Source organism: Streptomyces sp. NPDC043812, from assembly GCF_056436245.1.
Genome location: NZ_JBWKCY010000026.1, coordinates 51,151 through 77,597, shown reverse-complemented (window position 1 = coordinate 77,597; position 26,447 = coordinate 51,151). Strand labels below are relative to the sequence as shown.

Here is a 26,447-nt window from a genome sequence, read left to right as displayed (position 1 = left end):
GGAACCGGAGTGCGCCGTCACTCCCGAACCACCTATGTCGTGTACACGAGATGGGACGGTATCCGGGTTCGTCCTGGACGGAAAGCCCTTGTGCACCGCGGAAGTTGAACTTTCTCCCGCAGCAGGACAAAGCCGGACCCGGGCGTGCCGGACCGGCCCGGCGGCGCACTGCCGCCGGGCTCGGACCTGGCGTGTTCTAGTGGTCGCCGCCCGAGAAGGCGGCGTCGAACGAGGCGCTCGGCGGGTCGAAGTCGAACCGCTTCAAATCCGCAAGCGCTTGCGGCGCACCGGCCAACCGGTCCATTCCGGCGTCCTCCCACTCCACCGAGATGGGACCGTCGTAGCCGATGGAACGCAGCATCCGGAACACGTCCTCCCAGGGGACGTCGCCGTGGCCTGCCGAGACGAAGTCCCAGCCGCGCCGCGGGTCGCCCCATGGCAGATGGGAGCCGAGCCGCCCGTTGCGCCCGTCAAGACGCTTACGGGCCTCTTTGCAGTCCACGTGGTAGATCCGGTCCCGGAAGTCGTACAGGAAGCCGACCGGGTCCAGGTCCTGCCAGACGAAGTGGCTCGGGTCGAAGTTGAGCCCGAAGGCCGGCCGGTTGCCGACCGCGTCGAGGGCCTGCCTGGTGGTCCAGTAGTCGTACGCGATCTCGCTGGGATGCACCTCGTGGGCGAAGCGGACGCCCTCGGTGTCGAACACGTCGAGGATGGGATTCCACCGCTCGGCGAAGTCCTCGTAACCGCGCTCGATCATCCGCTCGGGGACGGGCGGGAACATCGCGACGAGATGCCAGATGGAGGACCCGGTGAAGCCGACGACGGTGTTGACGCCGAAGGCCGCCGCGGCGCGCGCGGTGTCCTTCAGCTCGGCCGCGGCCCGCTGCCGTACGCCTTCCGGTTCTCCGTCACCCCAGATGCGGGCGGGCACGATGGCCTGGTGCCGCTCGTCGATGGGGTTGTCGCAGACGGCCTGGCCGACCAGATGGTTGGAGATCGCCCAGCACTTCAGGCCGTACTTGTCCAACAGAGCATGCCTGCCGTCCAGGTAGGACGGGTCGGCGAGTGCCTTGTCGACCTCGAAGTGGTCGCCCCAGCAGGCGAGTTCGAGACCGTCGTAGCCGAAGTCCCGGGCGAGCCGGCAGACCTCCTCCAACGGCAGATCGGCCCACTGACCGGTGAACAGCGTGAACGGGCGTGGCATCGGACCTCCTCCTCAGACCTGTGCCTGTACTGCCTGGGCTGTCGGTTCAGCCCTCTGTTCGGCCCCTGCCGTCTGCACGGGCGTGTGGACGGCGTTCTTCTGCGCGCTCTCCTCGACCGCGGCGAGCACCCGCTGCACCTGGAGTCCGTCGGCGAACGACGGCGCAGGGTCGGTGCCGGCCGCGATGGCTGCGACGAGGTCGCGCGCCTGGTGCGCGAAGGTGTGCTCGTAGCCGAGAGCATGGCCGGGCGGCCACCATGCCTCCAGGTAGGGGTGCTCCGCCTCGGTGACGAGGATCCGCCGGAAGCCGGCGGTGACGGCCGGTTCGCTGTGGTCGTGGAACGACAGTTCGTTGAGCCGTTCCAGATCGAAGGCGAGCGAGCCCAGCTCGCCGTTCACCTCCAGCCTCAGTGCGTTCTTGCGGCCCGCCGCCATCCGCGTCGCCTCGAAGGACGCCAGGGCGCCCGACGCGAGGCGCCCGGTGAACAGCGCCGCGTCGTCGACGGTGACGTCCCCGCGCTCGGCACCTCCGGCGGCCGACAGACCCGTCGAGGCACCCCGCAACAGCGGGCGTTGCTTCACGAACGTCTCGAGCTGCGCGGACACCCCGACGAGCAGCTCCCCCGCCAGATACTGCGCCAGGTCGACGATGTGCGCACCGAGGTCGCCGAGCGCCCCCGACCCCGCGTGCTCGCGCTCCAGGCGCCAGGTCAGCGGGAAGTCGGGGTCGACGAGCCAGTCCTGGAGGTACGTCACCCGGATGTGGCGCAGGGCGCCGAGTCGGCCGTCGGCGATCAGCCGGCGGGCGTACGCGATCGCGGGCACCCGCCGGTAGTTGAAGCCGACCATGGCCAACTGTCCTCGTTCACGGGCCCGTTCGGCGGCCAGGACCATCGCCTCGGCCTCGGCCACCGAATTGGCCAGCGGCTTCTCGCACAGGACGTGCTTGCCCGCCTCCAGCGCGGCGATCGCGATCTCCGCATGGCTGTCGCCCGGTGTGCAGATGTCGACGAGCTGCACATCGTCACGGGCCACGAGGGCGCGCCAGTCGGTCTCCGCCGCCGCCCAGCCGTGTTTGCCGGCCGCGGCGCGGACCGCGGCCCGGTCACGGCCGCAGATCGCGGCGAGGACGGGCCGCAGGGGCAGGTCGAACACACGGCCCGCGGTGCGCCACCCCTGGGAGTGCGCGGCGCCCATGAACGCGTATCCGACCATGCCCACGCCGAGCGGCGGCGCAGCTGCGTCACTGTCCCTCTGTTCCATACGGATCCTCCTCGTCGGTGTGCACGGTGGGGGCGGGCGCGCCGGTCAGTTGAAACCGGTGGGCAGGTACTCCTCGACGTTGTCCTTGGTCACGACTGCCGAGTAGAGGGTGAGGGAGGCCGGGATCTCCAGTTCGGCCATGCCGCTGATGCCCTTGCCCTGCCTCAGCGCGCGGGCGAGGTCGATGGCGGACGCCGCCATCGTCGGCGGGTAGAGGACGGTGGCCTTCAGCACACTGTCGTCGGCCTTGATGGCATCCATCGCGGACTTGGCGCCCGCGCCGCCGACCATCAGGAAGTCCTTGCGTCCGGCCTGGGCGATGGCGCGCAGGGCGCCGACACCCTGGTCGTCGTCGTGGTTCCACAGCGCGTCGAACTGCGACTGGGCCTGCAGCAACTGCGCCATCTTGGCCTGGCCGGATTCGACGGTGAACTCCGCGGCCTGGCGGGCCACCTTCTTGATGTTGGGGTAGTTCTTCAGGGCGTCGTCGAAGCCCTGGGTGCGCTGCTTGGTCAGTTCGAGGTTGTCGAGCCCGGCGAGCTCGATGACCTTGGCGTTGGGCTTGTGCTTGAGCTGTTCGCCGATGTAGTTGCCGGCGTTGAGGCCCATGCCGTAGTTGTCGCCGCCGATCCAGCAGCGGTAGGCCTGCGGGGAGGCGAAGATGCGGTCCAGGTTGACGACGGGGATACCCGCCTTCATGGCCTGCAGGCCCACCTGGGTGAGTGCCTTGCCGTCGGCGGGCAGGATGACGAGGACGTCGACCTTCTTGTTGATCAGCGTCTGGACCTGGCCGATCTGTGCGGCCGTGTCGTTGGAGCCCTCGGTGATCTCCAGGGTGACGTCGGAGTACTTCTCGGCCCGGGACTTGGCGTTCTCGTTGATGGCGTTGAGCCAGCCGTGGTCCGCCTGCGGGCCGGCGAAGCCGATGGTGACCGCCTTGCCGGGCTTGTCGTCGGCGACCGGGGCGTTGTTGGTCGCCTGCTCCTCCTTCTTCGGCTCGTTGCTGGTGCAGGCGGTCAGGAGCGCGCCGGCGGAGACGGCGGCGGTCCCGAAGAGCAGTCCTCTGCGGCTGGGAGCGGGGATTTGTGGCATGACGGATCGACCCTTCAGCTGGGCGGTGCGACAGGTTGGGGGACGTGCGGGGGTACGGCGGCGGAGCGGTCAGGCCTCGCCGCCGCGCAGGGTGCGGCGTTGGACGAGGACAGCGGCGACGATGATCGCGCCCTTGGCGATCTGCTGGACGGCGCTCTCCAGGTTGTTGAGGGCGAAGATGTTGGTGATGGTCGTGAAGACGAGGACGCCGAGCACGGAGCCGACGATGGTGCCGCGGCCACCGCTGAGCAGGGTGCCGCCGATGATCGCGGCAGCGATGGCGTCGAGTTCGTAGAGGTTGCCGTTGGTGTTCTGGCCGGATCCCGCGAGCACGATGAGCATGAACGCGGCGATACCGCAGCACAGTCCGGACAGGAGGTAGAGGTAGAGACGCTGGCGGCGTACGTCGATGCCGGCGAGACGGGTGGCTTCCGCGTTGCCGCCGACGGCGACGGTACGGCGGCCGAAGGTGGTGCGGTTGAGGAGCAGCCAGCCGACGGCGGTGACCGCGGCGAAGACCAGCACCAGCGGCGGGATGCCGAGGATGTAGGCGTCCTTGATGCCGAGGTCGAGCACCGAGTCGACGGTGACGATCTGGGTCTTGCCGTCGGTGATCTGCAGCGCGAGACCGCGGGCCGCAGCGAGCATTGCCAGGGTCGCGATGAACGGCACCATCCCGCCGTAGGCGATGAGCAGACCGTTCACCAGACCGCAGGCCAGGCCCACGATCACGGCCGTGAAGAGGATGCCCGCGAATCCGTACTCCTGGGTCGCCACGGTCGTCGCCCAGACGGAGGCGAGCGCCACGATCGCGCCGACCGACAGGTCGATTCCGCCACTGGTGATCACGAACGTCATGCCGACGGTCACGACGCCGATGACGGACGCCTGCGTCAGCACGAGCTGCAGATTGCTCGTGGCGAGGAACTCGTCGGGCTTGGTGATGCCGCCGACCGCGATGAGCACGGCGAGCACACCGAGCAGGGACAGGTTGCGCACATCCAGGCGCAGCCCCAGCGGGCGACGCGAACCGCCCTTGTCCGGTGCGGACTTGGCGGTTGCGGCCGGCGCGTCCTGCTGCGCCGGGGTGGCGGGCTGCGTCATGCCGTCGGGCTCCCTTCCATCACAAGATCGAGTACGCGGTGCTCGTCGAGCTCCCTGGCGTCGGCCGTGTGCACGACGCTGCCTTCGCGCAGCACGAGCACCCGGTCGGCGAGACCCAGGACTTCGGGCACTTCGCTGGACACGAGAAGTACGGCGAGGCCTTCGTCGGCCAGCCGGCGGATCACGGCGTACAGCTCGGCGCGGGCGCCGACGTCGACACCGCGCGTGGGTTCGTCGAGCAGCAGCACCCTGCAGCCGCGCAGCAGCCAGCGGGCGAGCACCGCCTTCTGCTGGTTGCCGCCGGACAGGGTGCGGATCCTGGCGTCGGGGTTGTCGGGCCGCAGGGACAGTTCCCTGGTGGCGCGGCGGGCTTCGTCCCGTTCCCGCCGGTGGTCGAGCCAGCCGGTGCGGGAGAAGCGGGAGAGCGTGGAGAGGGAGACGTTGCGGGTGACCGACTCCAGCATCAGCAGGCCCTGTGCCTTGCGCTCCTCGGGCGCGAGTCCGATACCGGCGCGGACGGCGGCGCGGACGCTGCCGGTGCGCAGCGGGGTGCCGTCGACGACGACGCGGCCCGCGTCGGGCCTGCGGGCGCCGTAGATGGTCTCCAGGATCTCGCTGCGTCCCGAGCCGACGAGTCCGGCGAGGCCGACGATCTCGCCGGGCCGCAGCTCCAGGTCGACAGGTGCGAACTCGCCTGCCCTGGTGAGCCCTTCGACCCGCAGCACCGGTTCCTTCGTGCCCGGGACGGGGGCCGGCCGCTCGGGGAAGACGTACTCGACATTGCGGCCGGTCATCAGGGCGACCACCTCACGGGTGGGGGTGGCCTTAGCGGGCAGGCCGACGGCGACGGCCCTGCCGTCCTTGAGGACGGTGACCCGGTCGCCGATGCGGCGGATCTCCTCCAGGCGGTGCGAGATGTAGACGACGGCGACACCTTCGGCCGTGAGGTCGCCGACGATCCGGAAGAGGTTGTCCACCTCGTCGGGGTCGAGCGCGGCGGACGGCTCGTCCATCACGATCAGGCGCACCTCGTGGGAGAGGGCACGCGCCATGGAGACGATCTGCTGCTGAGCGGCGGACAGATCTCCGACAGGGCGAGCCGGGTCGATCTCCGAGTGCCCGAGCCTGTGCAGGAGTCGGGCGGTCGCGGTACGGGCCTCGGCACCGCGCACCACGAATCCTGCCGCGGTCGGCTCGTGGCCGAGGAAGACGTTCTCGGCCACGGACAGGCCCTCGACCAGGTCGAGTTCCTGGTAGATGGTGGCGATTCCGAGGCGCATGGCGGCGATGGGCGACTTGAGGGACACGGCGTCGCCGCGCCAGGTGATCTCGCCGCCGTCGGGCTGGTGCGCACCGGCGAGCACCTTGATGAGGGTGGACTTGCCGGCGCCGTTCTGGCCGAGGAGGCAGTGGACCTCGCCGGCGTGGACCTCGAGGTCCACGCCGTCCAAGGCGCGAACGCCCGGGAACGACTTGGTGATGCCGGACATGGTGAGCAGGGGTGGTTCTGGTGCCATGACGAATCCCCTCGGCGGGTGCGGCCGGTGAGCGGGCAGGGCGGGTGCGGGTACGAGGTTGTGCCCGGGGCGCCCCCGGCGGTGCGGCGGGGGCGTGCGGGTGGGTGCACGTCGTGTGGGGCGGCTCGTGCGTCGACCAGTGCGGGTGGAGCGGGCCGTACGGGGCGGTGCCGGGTGGATCCGATGGTGCCGGTGGTGCGCCGGCCCGCGGTACGGGCGGACCGGGTGGTGCCGGTGGAGCGGTGGAGCGGTCGTACGGACCGGCCCTGTGTCAGGCCGGCGAGAACAGGTGGTCGCTGATGAGACGGGCCGCGCCGATCACTCCGGCGGTGGGGCCCAACTCCCCCAGCACGATGGGCAGATTGCCGGTGGCGAGGGGCAGTGACTGCCGGTAGACCTGGGTGCGCACGCTGGCCAGCAGCGTGTGGCCGAGCCCGGTCACACCGCCGCCGATCACGACGAGTCCGGGGTTGAAGAAGCTGACGAGTCCGGCGATCACCTGGCCGACCCGGTTGCCGCCTTCACGGATGAGGTCGATCGAGGTGGCGTCACCGGCAGCCGCGGCTGCCGAGACATCCGCCGCGGTGAGCTGCCCGGCCGCCTCCAGCCGGGCTGCGAGCTCGGGTGACCGGCCGCTGCGCGCCGCCTCCTCGGCGTCGCGGGCGAGTGCGGCACCGCTGAAGTGGGCCTCCAGGCAGCCCTTGTTGCCGCAGGCACAGGCCCTGCCCTCCGGCTCGACCTGGATGTGTCCGATGTCCCCGGCGCTGCCGGTCGTCCCCCGGTAGACGTCCCCGCCGACGACGATGCCGCAGCCGATGCCGGTACCGATCTTGATGCAGAGGAAGTCGCCGACGGAGCGGGCGACGCCCGCGTGCTGCTCGCCCATGGCCATCAGGTTCACGTCGTTGTCGACCATGACGGGGCAGCCCAGATCCTGGCTGAGTGCCTCGCGGACCGGGAAGCCGTCCCAGCCGGGCATGATCGGCGGTGCGACCGGCACGCCCTCCGGGTAGCGGACCGGGCCCGGCACTCCGATGCCTGCACCGTCGAAGCCCTCGGCAAGTCCTGACGCCTTGAGCTTCGCGGCCATCGACAGCACCTGCTCGAAGACGGCGACGGGACCTTCGCGTACGTCCATGGGGTGGTTGAGATGCCCCAGGACCTCCAGCTCCGCATTGGTGACGGCGACGTCGATCGAGGTGGCGCCGATGTCGACACCGAGGAAACGCAGAGCCGGCGCGAGGCGGATGTTGTGGGAGCGGCGGCCGCCACGGGAGGCGGCGAGGCCGTCGGCGACCACGAGTCCCGTCTCCAGCAGGCGGTCCACCTCCACGGCGAGCTTGGACCGGGAGAGATCGACCTGGTCGCCCAGCTGTGCACGGGAGTTGGGCCCGCCGTCGCGCAGCAGCCGGAGCAGTCGCGCCTGATGTGCGTTCGCGGGTCGAGCCGTCATGCGCCTCACGTACCCCTCCCCTCCCCTCGGGCCTGTGCTCGGCACTGGGGAACCCCGGCCTTCTGTCTGCTTTCGAGGGGAACGTAGCAGCGCTTTGCCGGACTGGGAAGAACTTGCGCACAGTTCCGGTGCAACTTTCTCCACAGTCGGGACAAAGCTCGGGGCGTACGTCGCCCATGCAGCGAAAAGGGCGCGCAAGGCGAGGCGCGGGGGCGCCCGCCTGCGGCAGCGGACTACGGAGCACCTGGCACGAACTACGGAGTACCGGGCACGAACTGCGGACGGTCTACGACTGGTCGCGCTGGTGGTACGTCTTGCGGGTGTGTTCGGTGTGCGCCCGCATGACCTCCGTCGCGCGCTGCTCATCACGTGCCGAGATCGCCGCGATCAACTCACGGTGCTCGATCCACGACTGCCGGCCGCGCTGACGCGCCACCGGCGTGTAGTACCAGCGCACCCTGCGGTCGACCTGTGCGGCCAGTTCGGCGAGGACGACGTTTCCGGCGAGCTCCATCACCTTGGCGTGGAAGGCCGCGTTGGTGGCCACCGCCAGGTCGACGTCGTCGTCGGAGACGGCCTGCTCGCCGCGGGCGCAGAGCGCTTCGAGCGCCTCGATGCCCGCGGTGCCGGAGTTGGCCGCGGCGAGCCTGGCGGCCTCCGCCTCCAGCAGGGTGCGCACCGAGAGCAACTGGTCCGCCTCGGCCTCGGTCGGCTCGTGCACGAACGCGCCCTGCGCCGGCCGAAGATCGACCCAGCCCTCGGTGTTGAGCCGCTGCAGCGCTTCGCGCACCGGCTGACGGGAGACGCCGAGGTGACCGGCGAGCTCGCTCTCCACCAGGTGCTGGCCGGGGCGCAGGGCGCGCGTCGTGATCAGTTCGAGCAGCGCCTCGTACACCCGCTCACGCAGCGGGCCGGGACGTTCCAGCTTGGGCACGGTTCCCTGGGGCAGTCCTGCGGACAACATCACGGTCCCCCTCTAGGCCGACAGCAACGGCGAGCAACGACGATTGGCTATCGTCTACAGTCTACCGAGCGCAATCCCCTTCACACCGAGACCCTCGTCACTCCGGGCCCGCGAGTGTCCGAAATCCACCTGGAGCCGGGCCTGTTACGAGGCACGCAGGCAGCCGTCACCCGCCCGAACGGGCAAGGACACGGCACCGCGCGGGGCGGGGACGATCGGGGCGAGCAGGGCGGGGCGAGCGGAGTTCGCGCTACAGCAGCGGTTCGAGACGCTCCAGGAACGCGCGCTGGGCGGCGACCAGTTTGGGCCGGGCGGCCTCGACACCGAACCACTCGGCCCGGTCGATCTCGGGAAACTCCTGCTGCACGCCCGACCCCCTGGGCCACTCCATCGTGAACGTGCCCGGCACGACGAGGCCGGTGTCGAGGTCGCCCTCCATCGCCCAGACGGTGACGATCTTGCCGTTCGACTGCCTGACCTCCCCGAGCGGCAGCCAGTCGCCGACGGGCGGCTGAAGTCCCAGCTCCTCCTCGAACTCCCGCCGCGCCGCGGCCATCGGCTCCTCGTCGGAGGTGTACTCCCCCTTGGGGATCGACCACGCCGCTTCGTCCCGTGCCGCCCAGAAGGGGCCGCCCATGTGGCCCAGAAGGACCTGGACCCCGCCGTCACGCCGCCGGTAGAGGAGCAGCCCGGCGCTTCGCTTCGTCACCATGGCGTCCAGTGTGCCGCGCGGTTCACGGGCAGCGGATGACCTGGCCCGCGTACGAGAGGTTCCCGCCGAAACCGAAGAGGAGCACGGGGTCCCCGGACGAGATCGCACCGCGCTCGACCAGCTTGGACAGTGCCATCGGAATCGAGGCGGCGGAGGTGTTGCCGGACTCCACGACGTCGCGGGCGACGACCGCGTTCACCGCGCCGATCTTCTGGGCGACGGGCTCGATGATCCGCAGATTGGCCTGGTGCAGCACAACGGCGGCCAGTTCCTCCGGCGTGAAGCCGGCACGCTCGCAGACCTGGCGTGCGATGGGCGGCAGCTGCGTCGTCGCCCACCGGTAGACCGACTGCCCCTCCTGCGCGAACCGCGGCGGGGTGCCCTCGATCCGCACGGCGTGCCCCATCTCGGGGACGGATCCCCACAGAACCGGGCCGATACCCGCCTCCTGGTCCGGCCCCGTGGCCTCGACGACGGCTGCCCCGGCGCCGTCACCGACCAGGACACAGGTGGTGCGGTCGGTCCAGTCGGCGATCTCGGCCATCTTGTCGGCGCCGATGACCAGGGCACGGGTCGCAGCCCCGGCACGCACGGTGTGATCGGCGGTGGCGAGCGCGTGGGTGAAGCCGGCGCAGACGACATTGAGGTCCATCACCGCGGGCGAGCCCATGCCGAGCCGGGCCGCGACACGCGCCGCCATGTTGGGCGAGCGGTCGATGGCCGTGGACGTGGCGACGAGCACCAGGTCGATGTCGGCAGGGGTGAGGCCCGCAGCGGCCAGGGCCTTGGCACCGGCGTGCGCGGCCAGTTCGTCGACGGGTTCGTCGGGGCCCGCGACATGCCGCGTCTCGATCCCGACGCGGCTGCGGATCCACTCGTCACTGGTGTCGACCATGGCCGCCAGGTCGTCGTTGGTGAGCACCTTCGCGGGCTGGTAGTGCCCGACGGCGACGACGCGTGAGCCGGTCATGGATGGTTCCCCTCGGTACGGATGTCTGGAACAGCCCAGTCTTCGGCGCTACCAACCGGTACGACGGCAAGTGATCCGACAAGCTTCGCCGCCCGGTCTTTGGAGCTTCTCCCTCGCCGCCTGCGCACAGTGGCCGGCAGGCCGGTTCCCCGACGGCTGCCGACGCCGACTCTTGACCCACCGGAAGGCATACTGTAGACAATATTCTGTCGACTCACCCTCCTCACATTCCCTCCCTCGCTCGGTCGCCTCACCGAACGGAGAGCCCCGTGAAAGTCGCAGTTGTCGGCGCCGGAGCCATCGGCGCGTATGTCGGGGCCGCGCTCCATCGCGCCGGCGCCGAAGTCCATCTCATCGCCCGCGGCGCGCATCTCGCGGCCATGCGCCGCGACGGAGTCCGCGTGCTCAGCCCCCGCGGTGACTTCACCGCGCGTCCCCAGGCCACGGACGACCCGTCCTCGGTCGGGCCCGTCGACTATGTGCTCCTCGGCCTCAAGGCCAACTCGTACGCCGCAGCAGGTCCGTTGGTGCATCCCCTGCTGCATGCGGACACGGCCGTGATCGCCGCGCAGAACGGCATCCCCTGGTGGTACTTCCACGGCCTGCCCGGCCCCTACACCGGCCGCCGCATCGAGAGCGTCGACCCGGGCGGAACGGTCAGCGCGACGCTGCCGCCGGAGCGCGCCATCGGATGCGTGGTCTATGCCGCCACCGAACTCGAATCCCCTGGTGTCGTACGGCACTTGGAGGGCACCCGGTTCGCGATCGGCGAGCCGGACCTGACCGTGTCCCGGCGTTGTCTCGACTTCAGCGAGGCCATGGTGGCCGGCGGGCTCAAGTGCCCGGTCGAACCCGATCTGCGCAACGACATCTGGATCAAGCTGCTCGGCAACATCTCGTTCAACCCGATCAGCGCTCTCTCCCGGGCGACGATGGCCCAGATCTGCCGCCACCGGGACACCAAAGCGCTGGTCGAGACGATGATGCGCGAGACGCTGGAGGTCGCGGCCGCGGTCGGCTGCCACCCCAGGATCTCCGTCGAACGCCGCCTCGCCGGCGCCGAGCGCGTCGGCGAGCACAAGACGTCCACCCTCCAGGACCTGGAGAAGGGCAAGCCGCTCGAACTGGACGTGCTGCTCGCGGCCGTCGTCGAACTGGCCGCGCTCACGAGGACCCCCGTACCGAAACTGTGCGCCGTGCACGCACTCGCCGATCTGCTCGCATCGACCACGACCCCCTCCGCAGGGAGCGCAGCATGAAGAAGAAGCCGCAGAAGCGGTATCCGAGGCTCACCCATCCCCTGGTGCGCGGCGACGACGGCCTGTTGCGCAGGGCGAGCTGGGACGAGGCGCTGGAACGGGCCGCGGCCGGTTTCCGCCAGGCGCGTCAGGCGCACGGCCCCGACGCCTTCGCGATGCTCTCCTGCGCCCGCGCCACCAACGAGATGAACTACGTGGCACAGAAGTTCACCCGCGTCGTGATGGGCACCAACAACGTCGACTCGTGCAACCGCACCTGCCACGCGCCCAGTGTCGCCGGCCTGTCGGCGGTCTTCGGCTCGGGCGGCGGCACCTCCTCGTACGAAGAGGTCGACCACACCGATCTGATCGTCATGTGGGGCTCCAACGCCCGCTTCGCGCATCCGATCTTCTTCCAGCACGTGCTGAAGGGCATCCGGAACGGGGCGCGGATGTACGCCGTCGACCCGCGCCGCACCTCGACCGCCGAGTGGGCCGAGAGCTGGCTCGGTCTGAACGTCGGCACCGACATCCCGCTCGCCCACGCGGTCGGCCGCGAAATCATCGACGCGGGGCTGGTCAACCGCGCGTTCGTGGACCGGGCGACCACCGGGTTCGAGGAGTACGCGAAGCTCGTCGAGCCGTGGACACTGTCGGCGGCCGAGAAGGTCACCGGAGTCCCTGCCGCCGCGATCCGCGAACTGGCGCACGCCTACGCGACCGCCGAACGCGCCCAGCTGTGCTGGACGCTGGGCATCACCGAACACCACAACGGCACCGACAACGTACGCGCCTTGATCAACCTCGCGCTGCTCACCGGCCAGGTGGGCCGCTACGGCGCCGGGGTGCAGCCGCTGCGCGGCCAGAACAACGTGCAGGGCGGCGGCGACATGGGCGCGATCCCCAACCGGCTGCCCGGCTTCCAGGACATCCTGCATCCCGAGACCCGTCTGAAGTTCGAACGGGCCTGGGACACCGTGATCCAGCCCCGTTACGGCAAGACCCTGACCGAGATGTTCGAGGCGATGGAGAGCGGCGAGCTGCGTGCGGTGTACTGCATCGGCGAGAACCCCGCGCAGTCGGAGGCGGACAGCGAGCAGGCGGTGCGGCGGCTCGCGGCGCTCGACCATCTGGTGGTGCAGGACATCTTCCTGACGAAGACCGCGGAGATGGCCGATGTGGTGCTGCCTGCGACTGCGGCCTGGGCCGAGACGGAGGGGACGACCACCAACAGCGAACGCCGCGTGCAGCGGGTCCGGGCCGCTCTGGTGCCGCCCGGCGAAGCGCGGGAGGACATCACCATCCTCTGTGACATGGCCGAACGCCTCGGTCATGACTGGAAGTTCGCCGACTCGCAGGAGGTCTGGAACGAGCTGCGCGCACTGTCCCCGGACCATTTCGGAATGACGTACGAGCGCCTCGACGAGCACCAGGGCCTGCAGTGGCCCTGCCCCGACACGGACGAACTGCCGTCCAGCTTCCTCCACGGCAGGCTGTGGGAGACGGACCCGCAGAGGCGCGGGATGGCGGCGGCGTTCGGCCTGGTGGAGCACGATCCACCGGTCGACCTCACGGACGAGGAGTACCCGCTGCGGCTGACGACCGGGCGGCGGCTCGACTCCTACAACACCGGGGTGCAGAGCGGAAGTTTCGCCTCGCCGCTGCGGCGCGGCGAGTACATCGAGCTGTGTCCGGAGGACGCGACGGCTTACGGCGTCGAGACGGGGGAGGAGGTGCGCGTCTCCTCACGGCGCGGCTCGGTGACGGCACCGGTGTGGATCGACCCCGGGCTGCGGCCGGGGCTCGCGTTCATGACGATGCACTTCCCCGACGAAGTGGACACCAACACCCTGACGATCGAGGCGAACTGCCCGATCGCGGGGACGGCGGAGTTCAAGGCGTCGGCGGTGCGGATAGAGAAGCTGGTGCCCGCATGGACCTGAAATTCACGGACGCGGCGAAGGCGACGGACGAGGAGCGGGAAGCGGTCGACGCGCTGCTCGGCCCCGCGGAGACGGGCTGGGAAGGCGGGTCCGACCGTTCCTCCGACGAGCTGCGCTGGGCCCGCGGCGGGGCGGCGGCCCGGGAGCGCCGGGACCTGCTGCTTCCCGCGCTGCACGCGGTGAACGACCGCGTGGGGTGGCTCAGCGAGGGTGCGCTGGACTACATCTGCCGGCGTCTGACGGTGCCACCGGCCGAGGCGTACGGGGTGGCGACGTTCTACTCCATGTTCTCGGTCGAGCCGCGTCCGGCGAAGGTGCTGCATGTGTGCACGGATCTGGCGTGTGCGGCGCGGGGCGGGTCGCTGTCGGCGGCGGACGGTCTCGGCCCCGACGTGTCGGTGCAGGCGAGCCCGTGCCTCGGGCTGTGCGAGCGGGCGCCGGCGGCGCTGCTGCTGCAGGCGGGCGCGGATCCGCTGCGCGGAGACGTTCCCCGCCCCGCCCCTTCCCCGACCGGGCTCCGCCCGGACCCGGTACCGCCTTCGGCGGTGTCCTCGATCTCCCCCTACGGCCTGGCGGCCGTGGGAGGTGCCCAAGGGGCTGATCCGCGAAATCCGGCCCCATCGGCGATTGACGCGCGGGGTGGTCCGGGGCGGAGCCCCGGTGACATGAGGGGGCGGGGTGGGGAAGAGACTCCCTACGCCACGGCCGTCATCGCTCCGGCGACCGCCGAGGCCGTGCGCGTCGCCGCCGACGCGCCGGAGGCCGCGCCCCCCGAGGCGGGCGCCGGAGCAGCGGTGCCGCAGGCCGGGCAGACGGGGCTCACGCTCCTGGGACGCGTCGGCGTCGTGGATCCCGACTCCCTCGACGACTATCGGGCCCACGGCGGCTACGCCGCCCTTCGGCGCGCCTTCGCGCTCGGGCCCTCCGGTGTCATACGCGAGGTCACCGAGTCGGGGCTGGTCGGCAGGGGCGGCGCCGCGTTCCCCACCGGCCGCAAGTGGCAGGCGACGGCGGCCCAGCCCGACCGTCCCCACTACCTCGTCTGCAACGCGGACGAGAGCGAGCCCGGCACGTTCAAGGACCGCGTGCTCATGGAGGGCGATCCGTTCGCGCTGATCGAGTCGATGACCGTCGCGGGGTACGCCATCGGCGCCCGCAAGGGATTCCTGTATCTCCGCGGCGAGTACCCGAGGGCGCTGGCCCGCCTGCAGAACGCCATCGACGCGGCACGCTCCCGCGGTTTCCTCGGGGACGACGTCCTCGGGCAGGGATACGCCTTCGACATCGAGATACGCCGGGGCGCGGGTGCCTACATCTGCGGCGAGGAGACCGCGATCTTCAACTCCGTCGAGGGCTATCGCGGTGAGCCGCGCAGCAAGCCGCCCTTCCCCGTGGAGAAGGGCCTGTTCGGCAAGCCCACGGCCGTCAACAACGTCGAGACGCTCGTCAACGTCCTGCCCGTCCTCCTGGGCAGGACGCAGGAGACCAAGCTGTTCTGCCTGTCCGGGAACGTCGAGCGACCGGGCGTGTACGAGCTGCCCTTCGGTGTCACTGTGCGCGAGCTGATCGAGCTCGCCGGGCCCCCGGAGCGCATACGTGCCGTCCTTCTGGGCGGGGCCGCCGGCAGCTTCGTACGGCCCGACGAGCTGGACATCCCCCTGACGTTCGAGGGGACGCGCGATGCCGGCACCACCCTCGGATCGGGTGTGGTGCTGGTGCTCGACGACACCGTCGAACTCCCCCGCATCCTGCTGCGCATCGCGGAGTTCTTCCGCGATGAGTCCTGCGGTCAGTGCGTGCCCTGCCGGGTCGGCACGGTCCGGCAGGAGGAAGCCCTGCACCGCATCAAGGACCGCACCGGCGCGGCGGCGGCCGACGACATCGCCCTGCTGCGCGAAGTGGGACGGGCCATGCGGGACGCCTCGATCTGCGGTCTCGGCCAGACCGCCTGGAACGCCGTCGAATCCGCCATCGACCGGCTGGGAGCCTACGAATGACCGCCATACCGCTTCAACCACCGCGCAGGCTGGTCGAGTTCACTCTCGACGGCGAGCCGGTCCGGGTCCCCGAGGGCGACACGATCCTGGACGCGTGCCGGGCCAACGGCAAGGACGTCCCGACGCTGTGCCAGGGCGACACGCTCACACCGAAGAACGCCTGCCGGGTGTGCGTCGTCGAGGTCGAGGGTGCGCGGACGCTCGCCCCCGCCTGTTCCAGGCGCGCCGAACCCGGAATGAGCGTGCGGACCGACACCGAGCGCGCCCGGCACAGCAGGAAGATCGTCCTGGAGCTGCTCGCCTCTTCCACGGATCTGTCCACGACTCCCCGCGCCTCGGAGTGGATCAAGGAGTACGAGGCGAAGCCGGACCGCTTCGGTCCGGACGCGGCGACGGTGAACGAGGAGCCGAAGGTCGACAACGACCTGTACGTCCGCGACTACGACAAGTGCATCCTCTGCTACAAGTGCGTCGACGCCTGCGGCGAGCAGTGGCAGAACACGTTCGCGATCGCCGTGGCGGGCCGTGGCTTCGACTCCCGCATCTCCACCGAGCACGACGCCCCGCTGACCGACTCCGCCTGTGTGTACTGCGGCAACTGCATCGAGGTGTGCCCGACGGGTGCGCTGTCGTTCAAGTCGGAGTTCGACATGCGGGCCGCGGGCACCTGGGACGAGCCGTCGCAGACGCAGACGACGACCGTCTGCGCGTACTGCGGCGTCGGCTGCAACCTCACCCTGCATGTGCAGGAGAATGAGATCGTCAAGGTCACCTCGCCGCACGACAACCCGGTGACCCACGGCAACCTCTGCATCAAGGGCCGTTTCGGCTACCAACACGTTCAGCAGCGCTGATCGAAACGACTGGGACTGATCACCATGGGACGGGTCACCGAGCGCCGCCGCACCATTCGCATCCGTGACGGGGTCGTCTCCACGCGTCCGGACACCCTGGTCGCGGAGGAGCCGCTGGAGATCCGGCTCAACGGGAAACCCCTCGCGATCACGATGCGCACACCGGGCGACGACTTCGCACTGGCGGCGGGCTTCCTGGTCAGCGAGGGGGTGCTGGGGACGGCCGAGGAACTGCAGTCGATCGTGTACTGCGCGGGCGCCACGGCCGACGGCGCGAACACGTACAACGTGGTCGACGTGAAGCTCGCTCCCGGCGTCCCCGTCCCGGACATCACCCTGGAGCGCAACGTCTACACCTCCTCGTCCTGCGGCCTGTGCGGCAAGGCCAGCCTGGACGCGGTGCGCACCACCGCCCGCTTCGAGATCGCCGACACTCCCCCGGTCCGTGTCGAGCCCGCTCTGCTCGCCGGCCTCCCCGACCGGCTGCGTGCGGCGCAGCAGGTGTTCGACCGGACCGGGGGCCTGCACGCCGCGGCGCTCTTCTCGCCCGAGGGCGAGATGCTCGACATACGCGAGGACGTCGGCCGCCACAACGCGGTCGACAAGCTGATCGGCCGGGCTCTCCAGGAGGGCAGGCTGCCGCTGTCGCGGACGATCCTGCTGGTGTCGGGGCGGGCGTCGTTCGAGCTTGCGCAGAAGGCGGTGATGGCGGGCATCCCGGTGCTCGCGGCCGTCTCGGCGCCGTCGTCGCTGGCGGTGGATCTGGCCGCCGAGACGGGGCTGACGCTCGTCGGCTTTCTGCGCGGCACCAATATGAACGTGTACGCGGGCGACGAGCGCATCGCCCTCGGCACCGGGGTATGACGCGCCCCGCGGCACGGGAGACGGACCCGGCCGGCGGGGAGCGCCCCCTGCGCCGGCCGGGTCCTTCCGTGCGGTGCCTGGTGCCCCGGTGCTCTCAGCGCCGGCGGACCCGCCGACGGGCGTCCGACGGCGGCGGGATCATCTGCAGTGTGAGCGTCGCCGGGGGTTCGGCGATTCCGGGGCCGCCCGCCTCGGCCCAGGCGAGCACGTCGTCGATGGCGTCGTCGTCGAGCGCCCACCCGACCCAGGACGCCCGGGCACCGCGGCGACGGCCCTCGGAGGAGGGCTGGACGACGATCACGTTCGCCTGTCCGCACGGCCCGAGGCAGTCACTGGTCCGCACGGCCAGCCGCCCGTCGGAGGCGGCTGCCGCCTGCCGCAGACGGGCCAGTTGAGCGTCGTGGTCGGTACCGGGGTGCTTGCGGCCGTCGCCGCAGCAGCACCCCCGGCACACGACGAGGGTGCAGGGGCGGGCGCCTATGGCACGTATCGCGAACGTCGTCACCGGGTGATCTTCCCAGTCGCAGGACGGACCCACGTCGGCCGGGGCCGGGAACCGGCCACCGAAGTGGTCGGCACATGCCCCATGCCCGCGTCAGCGCCCGTCGGCCGCGTTCAGCGGCTTTGCAGCGCGGTGGGCGCGGAGGCCCCGGGGCGCGCGGTCGGCGTGGCGCGCTCCTGATCACGGGCGCGGCGCTTCGCCATCACCGCGCAGACCATCAACTGCAGCTGGTGGAAGAGCATCAGCGGCAGGACCGCCAGGCTCGCGTGCGCCCCGAACAGCACCGTCGCCATCGGCAGTCCCGCCGCGAGGCTCTTCGTCGTGCCCGCGTTCTGGATCGCGATCCGGTCCGCCCGGCCGAAGCCGAGCCTCTTCGCGCCGAACCAGGTCACAGTGAGCATCGCCGCGAGCAGAAGCATCTCCACCACCAGCAGCCCGCCCAGGCGGGCCGGCGTCACCTGCCGCCAGATCCCCGCGACCATGCCTTCGCTGAACGCGGCATAGACGACGAGCAGGATCGAGCCGCGGTCGACGTAGCCGAGGAGCTTTTGGTGGCGGGAGAGGACCGGGCCCACCCAGCGGCGCAGCAACTGGCCAGCCAGGAACGGCACGAGCAGCTGCAGCACGATGCGCAGCAGCGAACCGGCCGAGAAGCCGCCCGCGCCGCCGCCCAGGAGCAGCGCCGCCAGCAGGGGGGTCAGGAGGATCCCGGCGAGGCTGGAGAAGGAACCCGCGCAGATCGCCGCGGGCACGTTGCCGCGGGCCATGGAGGTGAAGGCGATCGACGACTGGATGGTGGACGGCACCAGACACAGGAACAGCAGTCCGTTCGCCAGCTCCGGGGTGAGGACCAGCGGCTGGAGTTTCCACGCCGCCAGTCCGAGCAGGGGGAAGACCGCGAACGTCGCGGCCAGCACCGTGAGATGGAGCCGCCAGTGCCGCAGCCCGTCGAGGGTCTCGCGGGTCGACAGCCGGGCGCCGTACAGGAAGAAGAGGAGCGCCACCGCGCCGGTGGACGCGCCGCCCGCGACATCGGCCGCCGTGCCCGATGCGGGGAGCAGAGCCGCGAGTCCCACCGTGGCCAGCAGCGCAAGTATGTACGGGTCGATCGGCAGCCAGGACGGCAGCTGCCAGGTGCGGCGGTTCATGTGCTCACTTGCTCTCGGTCGCGGACATGCCCTTCCTATGATCCTCCGCAACTCCTTGATCGGGAATCCCGCACACCGTGGTGACTGTCATCACGAATCCCGATGAGCAGATCCGGTACGCCGCGGGCACGGCTCAGGTGCGGCTGCCGCGGAGTCGCCGCTTGGGGCGCGGCTCGACCGGCTCGTCACGGGCCTCGGCCCACAGCGATCGCACATGGCCCAGATGGCGCGCCATGCACTCCTCGGCGGCCGGCGCGTCGCCGGCCACCATCAGGTCGAGCAGTTCGAGATGCTCCTCGGCGGAGGAGATCAGCTGACCGTGCCGGTCGAGCCCCTTCAGGCCGTAGAGGCGGGAACGCTTGCGCAGGTCGCCCACCGTCTCGACCAGCCGGTCGTTGCCCGCGAGAGCCAGCAGGCCGAGGTGGAAACGGCGGTCGGCGTCCAGATAGCCGATGAGATTGTGCTCGCGGGCCTGGGCAACGATCTCCTCGGCGACAGGACGCAGTTGCTCCAACTGCTGGGCGTCTGCGATCCGGGCGACCCTGCCGACCGTCGGCACCTCTATGAGCGCGCGCAGCTCGGTGTACTGGTCCAGATCCCGCTCACTGACCTCGGTGATCCGGAAACCCTTGTTGCGTACGGGTTCGACCATGCCCTCGCGGGCGAGGTCGAGCATCGCCTCGCGAACGGGTGTGGCCGAGATGCCGAACTCGGCCGCGAGACCGGGTGCGGAGTACACGCTGCCCGGGCGTAGTTCACCCGCGACGAGGGCGGCGTGCAGGGCATGGGCAACCTGGTCGCGCAGCCGTTCCTGTGCGGTGATCAGGTTGGGCTGCTTCAAGTCGCCCATGTCGCTTCCTCCGAGGTCCGCGGGGCCCTCAGCGTACAATGTCACGTTGCGCTGACGGCCGGGACGGCGAATGCCGTCCCGGCCCATGGGTGTCAGCTGCGCAGGGGTCCTTCACAGGAGTACGAGGACGTGCCCGCACGGCCGTTGGCCCAGATCTCGACCTCGCCGAACGAGCAGTTCATGTCGGCGAGGTTGTTCGAGGCGGCGCCTGCCCGGTCGAGGATGAAGTGGTCGACCGTCTCCGCCATGTCCTTGAACACCCGGCTCTCGTCCGCCGCGTCGGAGAGGGTGGCGGTGATCCGGCCGGTGCACCCGAAGCGCCTCTTGCCCGGCTCGCCGCTCTCCACGCAGTCCGGGTGCGCGGCCGTCGCGGACTGGAAGCGGGCACGGACACCGGCCACCGAGTCCTCCGCCAACTGCCCGTTGGGCGTGTACGTGGTGTTGGGCACGAACAGGTCGTCCACCTTGGCGATCTGTGTGTCCAGGAAGCCGTCGTAGGCCCGCTGGAGCGCTGCGTCGCCGCCGAGCCGGGCACGCCAGGCGTCGAAGGCCGCCGGGTCGTCCGCCCGCAGATGGCGGTACATCTCCCGAAGCAGTGCGGGACGCTCGGTCCACAGGAACTCGAAGAAGGTTCCCGCGTAGTCGTAGAAGCGGAAGCCGTCCCCGTCGTACGTCGCATGCAGCAACTGGTCGACGGTCATCCGCGGGCCACCGCCCGCAGTGTCCTCGATGATGCCGAGGACCAGGGACTTGCGCACGGCGACGCCGTCGTCGCGGGTGGCTCCGTCGAAGAACTCCGCGGTGCCCTCGTCCATCGCCGTGGTGCGGTCGCCGCTGTACCAGGGGCCTTCACCGAAGTAACCGGGCACCGCCCAGCGGCCGTTGAGATAGTGGACGTACTCGTGGCGGAAGAGCTCCTCGAGTGTGAGCGACGAGTCCTGCGGAACCCTGCGCTGGTAGGTGTAGAAGGTCGCTCCCCGCTCGATGTAGACCCCGCCGTTCTCGGTGCCCATCCCGGTGAGGATCGGGTGGTAGTTCTCGTAGTCGGCGCGAGAGGCGTAGAGCACGACCGTGAGCGCGGCGTTCGGGTCGCCGGCCAGCGGCTCCAGCGAGCCGAGCACCCGGTGGAACTGCGCCTTGACCTGCTTGCTCGCGTAGTAGAGCTGATCGACCGTGGCGCGGTCGAGCCCGGTGCGGACCTTGATGCCTCCGGCGTCGTACGTGTAGGTGTGCGGGAAGATCCGCCGCTCGATGTCCGCCTTGCAGACGCCGTACGGCTCGCACGCCTCGTAGAAGTTGAGCCAGGACACCAGCGAGGCCCAGGGCGCCCGCCCGGTGCCGAAGTTGCTCTCGGCAACGGGCAACAGGGCGCCGAGGTCGGGCACGGTCAGGGCGGTGAGTGCGGCGATCTGCCCGAAGCGGCCGTACTCGCTCAGCGCGTCACGGACGGCCCATTCGTTGACGGTGCCCTTGAGGTGGGTGTGGTGCGCGAAGGCCCGGAAGGCGGCCCGGTAGGACGCGTTCTGCGTGACCACGTTGTGGAACGCGGTGTCCCTGTTGCCGGGGTAGACGCCGAGGTAGTTCACGGAGAGGGCGGCCAGTGCGGCGCCGCCCCAGGAGGCGTTGTCGTACTGGCCCTTGTGGTACTTGTCCATGGTGGCCAGGACTTTCTTGATGAGGCCGAGCTGGCTGTGGCGCAGCCCCGGGGCGCTGCCCGCGTAGAGCGCCTCGCGCAGGCTCTCCGCGTTGGTCCTGGTGACGTCGAAGGTGCGGGACGCGGCGCCGTAGGCGTGGATACCGCTTCTCATGGCCTCGGTGGTCGGGACGTCGGTGACATCGATCTCGGGGCGCGAGAAATCGTGGTAGGCCACGGCGTGCAGGTAAGTGAGCATCTCCAGCAGGTGGGTGGAGTTGCTGCCGTCGTGACCGGCGGCGAGGCCGGAGATGCGCCGGCTCACCGCCTGGACGTGGGCGTCGGACATGACGGGGGCGAGGCGGGCGTCCCATGTCCAGATCAGGCCGGCGAGACAGCTGTCGGCGGTGACCGCGGGGTCGGCGAGGAAGTCCGCCCACGCCTCGGGCAGGAGACGGGTGACGCCGTCGAGGGTGCACGGCACCCCGTCGGCGGTGACGGGCGGGGCCGCGGCACGAGGAGCGGCGGGACTCTGCCGGCCGGGTATGCGGCCCTGTGCCGATCCGCCCGGCGCCGGTGCGGGAGCGGCGGTGCGCCTGGGCGCACGGGCGAGACGGTCGACCTCGTCGTGACGGTTCCCGCCACCGGGCCTTGCGTCGGGCGCGGTTGACGGGGAGGCGGGCGCGAGCGGGCCGGGTCGGGCGGCCGAGGCGGCGGGCGTCTGCGGGCCGGGCTGATCGGCCCTGGCCAACTGCCCCAGAGGCGCGAGCAGTGCGACGGTGACGGCTCCTGCGAGCAGTGGCTTGCGCAGGGATCTGAGCTGGGACACCTGTGGACTCCTGTGGGAGGTGAGTGGTGCGACAGCGTTGCGGAGCGCCACTAAGTGCCGGGCTGCACAAGGGGATTGACGGGTCGGCACGCCGTGGCGCGCCATGTAACATAGTAATGTGAAATTTTACTGGCAAGGGGTGCGCGGCCCCTTCTTGCGGTGCATGCGGCCGCCGAACCCATAGGCTCGGCGCATGTACGACCCCACCCAGCTGCGCACATTCCTGGCCGTCGCACAGACCCTGAACTTCACTCAGGCCGCCCGCCGTCTCGGGCTGCGCCAGTCCACGGTGAGCCAGCACGTGCGCAGGCTGGAGGACGCGACGGGGCGGCTGCTGTTCACGCGGGACACCCACAGCGTGGAGCTGACCGCGGACGGCGAGGCGATGCTCGGCTTCGCCCGCACGATCCTTCAGGCACAGGAGCGCGCCACGGCCTTCTTCACCGGCACCCGGCTGCGCGGCCGGTTGCGGTTCGGGGCGTCGGAGGACTTCGTACTGACACGGCTCCCGGAGATCCTGGTGGCCTTCCGCCGCGATCATCCGGAGGTCGATCTCGAACTCACGGTGGAGCTCTCGGGCACGCTGCACAAGCGGCTGGAGGCGGGCCGCCTGGATCTGGTGCTCGCCAAACGCGGGCCGGGAGCGGCGACGCAGGGCGAGCTGGTCTGGCGCGACCACATGGTGTGGATCGCCGCGCAGGGCGTACGCCCGGATCCCGAGCGGCCCGTCCCGTTGATCCTGTTCCCGCCCCCGGCAGTCACCCGCTCCCGCGCCCTCGATGTGCTGGAGAAGGAAGGCCGCGAGTGGCGCATCGTCTGCACGAGCGGCAGCCTCAGCGGGCTGGTCGCCGCGGCGCGCGCCGGGCTGGGAGTGATGGCGCACACCCGCGGTCTGATCCCGCCGGGGCTGACGGTCGTGTCCGAGCGGGCGGCACTGCCGGATCTCGGCACGGTCGACTTCGTACTGCTGCAGGGCCGGCGCAGCCACCCGGCACAGGAGGCTGCCGCGGCGCTGGCGGACGCGCTGCTGGCGGCGGGCGACCGGCTGCACGGCCCGGTACCCCACTGACCAGGTACGGACCAAGGTCTTCGCCCGGTAGAAGGCCGGTGATCGCTGCGTACAGATTCGGTGGAGATTCGGCCCGACTGTACTTACTCTGAGGTCAGAAATCCCCCCAACCACCCCTTCCAGCTCTCCCGTTCCCCCTGTTGACCTGTGTCGATGCCAATCGTCCACTGTTCACGCAGCCCCTCCCGCACGGAGAAATCGTGGGGTACGGTCACGGCGCTGTGCGGAGCGCCACAAGGAGCAGGCCATTGCGCGAGTTCTCTGTCCCACCCATGGCCGCGGCGCCTCAGGTCGGCGGACTGGCGGACGCGGTCTTCGACCATGCCCTGGACGATCCCGACCGGGTCGCGCTCGGCCGCAAGGACGCCGAGGGCCACTGGCAGAACGTCACGTCGGCCCAGTTCCGTGACGAGGTGCTGGCGCTGGCCAAGGGCCTGCTCGCGCACGGCGTCCGGTTCGGCGACCGCGTCGCGCTGATGTGCCGTACGCGCTACGAGTGGACACTGTTCGACTTCGCGCTGTGGACGGTGGGCGCCCACTCCGTGCCCGTGTATCCGACGTCCTCCGCCGAGCAGGTCTACTGGATGCTGCACGACGCCGAGGTCACGGCCTGCATGGTGGAGCAGGAGGACCACGCCATGACCATCGGGTCGGTGATCGACAAGCTGCCCCGGCTGAACCGGCTGTGGCAGCTTGACGCCGACGCCGTGGCCGAACTGGTCGCCGCCGGTGAGCACATCGACGACGACGTCGTGCACCGGCACCGGCGGGCGGTGACGCCGGACTCGATCGCCACGATCATCTACACCTCGGGCACCACGGGCCGCCCCAAGGGCTGCGTGATCACCCACGCCAACTTCATGTTCGAGACCGACACCTTGATCAGCCGCTGGGAACCGGTCTTCCACTCACGACCCGGCGACGAGGCGGCGACGCTGCTCTTCCTGCCGCTGGCGCATGTCTTCGGCCGGATGGTCGAGGTCGCAGCGATCCGCGGCCGGGTCAAACTCGGCCATCAGCCGGTGCTGCAGGCCAGCGCGCTGCTGCCGGATCTCGCAAGCTTCAGACCGACGTTCATCCTGGCCGTCCCCTACATCTTCGAGAAGGTGTTCAACGCCGCGCGCCGCAAGGCGGAGACCCAGGGCAAGGTCGGCGCGTTCGACAAGGCCGTGGATGTGGCGGTGCGGTACGCGGAAGCGATGGAGCACCGGGCGTTCGATCTCGGGCCCGGCCCGTCGGCGGGGCTGCGCATGCAGCACCAGCTGTTCGAGAAGCTGGTGTACGGCAAGGTCCGCGACGCGATGGGCGGACGGGTGCGGCACGCGATGTCCGGCGGTTCCGGTATGGACCGCCGGCTGGGGCTGTTCTTCGAGGGCGCGGGCGTCACGATCTTCGAGGGGTACGGTCTGACCGAGTCGACCGCGGCGGCCACCGCCAACCCTCCCGAGCGCACGCGGTACGGCACGGTCGGTCTGCCGATCCCGGGCACCACGGTGCACATCGCGGAGGACGGCGAGGTCTGGCTGCACGGCGGCCACATCTTCTCCGGCTATCTGAACGACCCGAAGGCCACCGACGCCGTGCTGCACGACGACTGGCTGGCGACCGGCGACCTCGGAGCCCTCGACGAGGACGGCTATCTGACGATCACGGGCCGCAAGAAGGAGATCCTGGTGACGTCGGGCGGCAAGAGCGTCTCGCCCATCGGCCTTGAGGAGCGCGTGCGGGCGCACCCGCTGGTGGCGCAGTGCATCGTCGTCGGCAACGACCGTCCGTACATCGCCGCGCTGGTCACCGTCGACCAGGAAGCGGTCGACCACTGGCTGACGATCCAGGGAAAGGCCCCGCTGTCCCCCGCGGAACTGGTGCGCGACCCGGACCTGGAGATGGAGGTCCGGCGGGCGGTGGTGGCCGCCAACACGCTGGTGTCGAAGGCCGAGTCGATCCGTACGTTCCGGATCCTCGCCCATCCCTTCAGCGAGGAGCACGGACTGCTGACCCCGTCGCTGAAGCTCAAGCGCAAGGCGATCGAGAACGCGTACGCGGTCGAGGTGAACGCGCTGTACCACTAGGCACCCCCCGCACCGCCCGGCGCGGGGGCGCGGATTTCCGCGCCGGGCGGGTGTGGCCCGGGCTCAGCCGATCGTCACCCGGAAGATCTTGTCGGAGCCGGCCGGCTGACCGCCGTTGCCGTCGGCGTTGGTGGTCGACAGCCACAACTGGTTCGCGCCGGGCACCTTGGTGACGGCGCGCAGCCGGCCGTAGGTGCCGACGTAGTACGACTTGGCGGTGCCGACGTCCTCGTTGCCGGGATTGATCGGGATCTCCCAGAGCCGTTCGCCGCGCAGGGACGCCATGTAGACGGCGTTGTCGACGACGGCGACACCGCTGGGGGAGGCGTCGGCGACGTTCCAGGTCTTCTTGGGGTTGGTCATCCCGGAGACACTGCAGTTGCCCTCGCAGGTGGGCCAGCCGTAGTTGTGGCCGGACTTGATCAGGTTCAGCTCGTCCTTGGAGTTCTGGCCCAGTTCGGCGGACCACAGCCTGCCCTGGGCGTCGAAGGCGAGGCCCTGCGGATTGCGGTGGCCGAGGCTGAAGACGAGGTTGCCGAAGGGGTTGCCCGGCGCCGTCTTCCCGTCCTTGGTCATACGCAGGATCTTGCCGTTGAGGGAGTTCCTGTCCTGGGCGAGCGACGTGGTCTGGGCGTCGCCGGTCGAGGCGTAGAGGTAGCCGTCCGGGCCGAAGGCCAGCCGTCCGCCGTTGTGGTACCTGGCCTTCTTGATGCCCTGGACCAGGGCCTTGTAGCTGGTCAGGGAGGAGCCGTCGTACGTCATGCGGGCGATGCGATTGCCGTCGGACGAGGTGTGCATGAAGTAGACGTAGCGGTTCGATGCCCAGTCCGGGTCGACGGCGACGCCCATCAGTCCGCCCTCGCCGCCCGTGGTCTGGGAGTCGGGGACGGCGCCGACCTCCGTCCTGCTGCCGGACGGGGTGACCTTGAAGACCTTGAAGGAGTCCCGCTCGGTCACCAGGGCGGCCGAGCCGTCGGGCAGCCAGGAGGTGCCCCAGGGGATGGACCAGCCGGAGGAGATGGTGGTGATGCCGGTCGGCGTGCCCAGGGCGCCGGCGCGTTCCGGCTCGACGGCGCCGGCGTTCTGGACGAGTCCCGCGACGAGCGCTGCCGCGCCCAGCGCTGCCACCGTGCTCAGCTTGGCCTTCAGGGACGTGCTGCGGTGCATGT

At 70.4% G+C, this 26,447-nt stretch carries 21 protein-coding genes; 7 read left to right on the top strand and 14 right to left on the bottom strand.

Annotated elements, in window-relative coordinates:
- Positions 1-196: 196 nt before the first annotated feature.
- The 9 genes from AC067Z_RS30705 to AC067Z_RS30665 form a co-directional block, all read right to left on the bottom strand.
- Complete coding sequence (locus AC067Z_RS30705) at positions 197-1,204, bottom strand: sugar phosphate isomerase/epimerase family protein (protein ID WP_478792915.1); 1,008 nt, start codon at positions 1,202-1,204, stop codon at positions 197-199.
- A 12-nt stretch (positions 1,205-1,216) separates the two neighbouring features.
- Positions 1,217-2,467, bottom strand: a complete 1,251-nt coding sequence (locus AC067Z_RS30700; protein WP_478792914.1) for a Gfo/Idh/MocA family protein — start codon at positions 2,465-2,467, stop codon at positions 1,217-1,219.
- Positions 2,468-2,512: 45 nt separating this feature from the next.
- The gene (locus AC067Z_RS30695) at positions 2,513-3,559 is read right to left on the bottom strand and encodes a substrate-binding domain-containing protein (RefSeq protein WP_478792913.1); all 1,047 of its coding nucleotides are present in this window, start codon (positions 3,557-3,559) and stop codon (positions 2,513-2,515) included.
- A gap of 69 nt (positions 3,560-3,628) precedes the next feature.
- Positions 3,629-4,663: an ABC transporter permease gene (locus tag AC067Z_RS30690; RefSeq protein WP_478792912.1), complete on the bottom strand. Its 1,035-nt coding sequence runs from the start codon at positions 4,661-4,663 to the stop codon at positions 3,629-3,631.
- Positions 4,660-6,180 carry a sugar ABC transporter ATP-binding protein gene (locus AC067Z_RS30685; RefSeq protein ID WP_478792911.1) on the bottom strand — a complete coding sequence of 507 codons (1,521 nt, stop codon included), beginning with the start codon at positions 6,178-6,180 and terminating at the stop codon, positions 4,660-4,662. The genes AC067Z_RS30690 and AC067Z_RS30685 overlap by 4 nt, the downstream gene beginning before the upstream one ends.
- A gap of 271 nt (positions 6,181-6,451) precedes the next feature.
- A complete protein-coding gene (locus AC067Z_RS30680) occupies positions 6,452-7,633 on the bottom strand; it encodes an ROK family transcriptional regulator (protein ID WP_478792910.1) in 1,182 nt (393 codons plus the stop codon).
- 286 nt (positions 7,634-7,919) lie between these two features.
- A complete protein-coding gene (locus AC067Z_RS30675) occupies positions 7,920-8,597 on the bottom strand; it encodes a GntR family transcriptional regulator (protein WP_478792942.1) in 678 nt (225 codons plus the stop codon).
- 250 nt (positions 8,598-8,847) lie between these two features.
- Positions 8,848-9,309, bottom strand: coding sequence for an NUDIX hydrolase (locus AC067Z_RS30670; RefSeq protein ID WP_478792909.1), 462 nt, complete (start codon positions 9,307-9,309; stop codon positions 8,848-8,850).
- A 22-nt stretch (positions 9,310-9,331) separates the two neighbouring features.
- Positions 9,332-10,279, bottom strand: coding sequence for a beta-ketoacyl-ACP synthase III (locus tag AC067Z_RS30665; RefSeq protein WP_478792908.1), 948 nt, complete (start codon positions 10,277-10,279; stop codon positions 9,332-9,334).
- A 269-nt stretch (positions 10,280-10,548) separates the two neighbouring features.
- Between AC067Z_RS30665 and AC067Z_RS30660 the strand changes: the two genes are divergently transcribed.
- From AC067Z_RS30660 to fdhD, 5 genes are read left to right on the top strand one after another with little or no spacing between them, the layout of a single operon-like run.
- Positions 10,549-11,538, top strand: coding sequence for a 2-dehydropantoate 2-reductase (locus AC067Z_RS30660; protein ID WP_478792907.1), 990 nt, complete (start codon positions 10,549-10,551; stop codon positions 11,536-11,538).
- A complete protein-coding gene (locus AC067Z_RS30655) occupies positions 11,535-13,460 on the top strand; it encodes a molybdopterin oxidoreductase family protein (protein WP_478792906.1) in 1,926 nt (641 codons plus the stop codon). Before AC067Z_RS30660 ends, AC067Z_RS30655 begins: the two co-directional genes overlap by 4 nt.
- Positions 13,451-15,457, top strand: coding sequence for an NADH-ubiquinone oxidoreductase-F iron-sulfur binding region domain-containing protein (locus AC067Z_RS30650; RefSeq protein WP_478792905.1), 2,007 nt, complete (start codon positions 13,451-13,453; stop codon positions 15,455-15,457). Before AC067Z_RS30655 ends, AC067Z_RS30650 begins: the two co-directional genes overlap by 10 nt.
- The gene (locus AC067Z_RS30645) at positions 15,454-16,311 is read left to right on the top strand and encodes a 2Fe-2S iron-sulfur cluster-binding protein (protein ID WP_478792904.1); all 858 of its coding nucleotides are present in this window, start codon (positions 15,454-15,456) and stop codon (positions 16,309-16,311) included. Before AC067Z_RS30650 ends, AC067Z_RS30645 begins: the two co-directional genes overlap by 4 nt.
- A 24-nt stretch (positions 16,312-16,335) precedes the next feature.
- On the top strand, positions 16,336-17,175 hold the full coding sequence (gene fdhD, locus AC067Z_RS30640) for a formate dehydrogenase accessory sulfurtransferase FdhD (protein WP_478792903.1): 840 nt from the start codon (positions 16,336-16,338) through the stop codon (positions 17,173-17,175).
- A gap of 94 nt (positions 17,176-17,269) precedes the next feature.
- Here fdhD and AC067Z_RS30635 read toward each other — a convergent pair whose 3' ends face one another.
- From AC067Z_RS30635 to AC067Z_RS30620, 4 genes are all read right to left on the bottom strand, one after another.
- Positions 17,270-17,680, bottom strand: coding sequence for a (2Fe-2S) ferredoxin domain-containing protein (locus tag AC067Z_RS30635; protein ID WP_478792902.1), 411 nt, complete (start codon positions 17,678-17,680; stop codon positions 17,270-17,272).
- A gap of 110 nt (positions 17,681-17,790) precedes the next feature.
- On the bottom strand, positions 17,791-18,825 hold the full coding sequence (locus AC067Z_RS30630; RefSeq protein ID WP_478792901.1) for a bile acid:sodium symporter family protein: 1,035 nt from the start codon (positions 18,823-18,825) through the stop codon (positions 17,791-17,793).
- Positions 18,826-18,958: 133 nt separating this feature from the next.
- Entirely contained in the window at positions 18,959-19,675 is a 717-nt protein-coding gene (locus AC067Z_RS30625) for a GntR family transcriptional regulator (RefSeq protein WP_478792900.1), read from the bottom strand.
- A 92-nt stretch (positions 19,676-19,767) separates the two neighbouring features.
- The gene (locus AC067Z_RS30620; protein ID WP_478792899.1) at positions 19,768-22,137 is read right to left on the bottom strand and encodes a collagenase; all 2,370 of its coding nucleotides are present in this window, start codon (positions 22,135-22,137) and stop codon (positions 19,768-19,770) included.
- 193 nt (positions 22,138-22,330) lie between these two features.
- On the opposite strand from AC067Z_RS30620, the gene AC067Z_RS30615 reads away from it, so the two are divergent.
- Positions 22,331-23,206 carry a LysR substrate-binding domain-containing protein gene (locus AC067Z_RS30615; protein WP_478792898.1) on the top strand — a complete coding sequence of 292 codons (876 nt, stop codon included), beginning with the start codon at positions 22,331-22,333 and terminating at the stop codon, positions 23,204-23,206.
- Positions 23,207-23,478: 272 nt separating this feature from the next.
- On the top strand, positions 23,479-25,278 hold the full coding sequence (locus tag AC067Z_RS30610) for an AMP-dependent synthetase/ligase (protein WP_478792941.1): 1,800 nt from the start codon (positions 23,479-23,481) through the stop codon (positions 25,276-25,278).
- 63 nt (positions 25,279-25,341) lie between these two features.
- Here the strand turns inward: AC067Z_RS30610 and AC067Z_RS30605 are convergent, their stop codons facing one another.
- Positions 25,342-26,445 carry a PQQ-dependent sugar dehydrogenase gene (locus AC067Z_RS30605; RefSeq protein ID WP_478792897.1) on the bottom strand — a complete coding sequence of 368 codons (1,104 nt, stop codon included), beginning with the start codon at positions 26,443-26,445 and terminating at the stop codon, positions 25,342-25,344.
- Between the last annotated feature and the right edge of the window lie 2 nt (positions 26,446-26,447).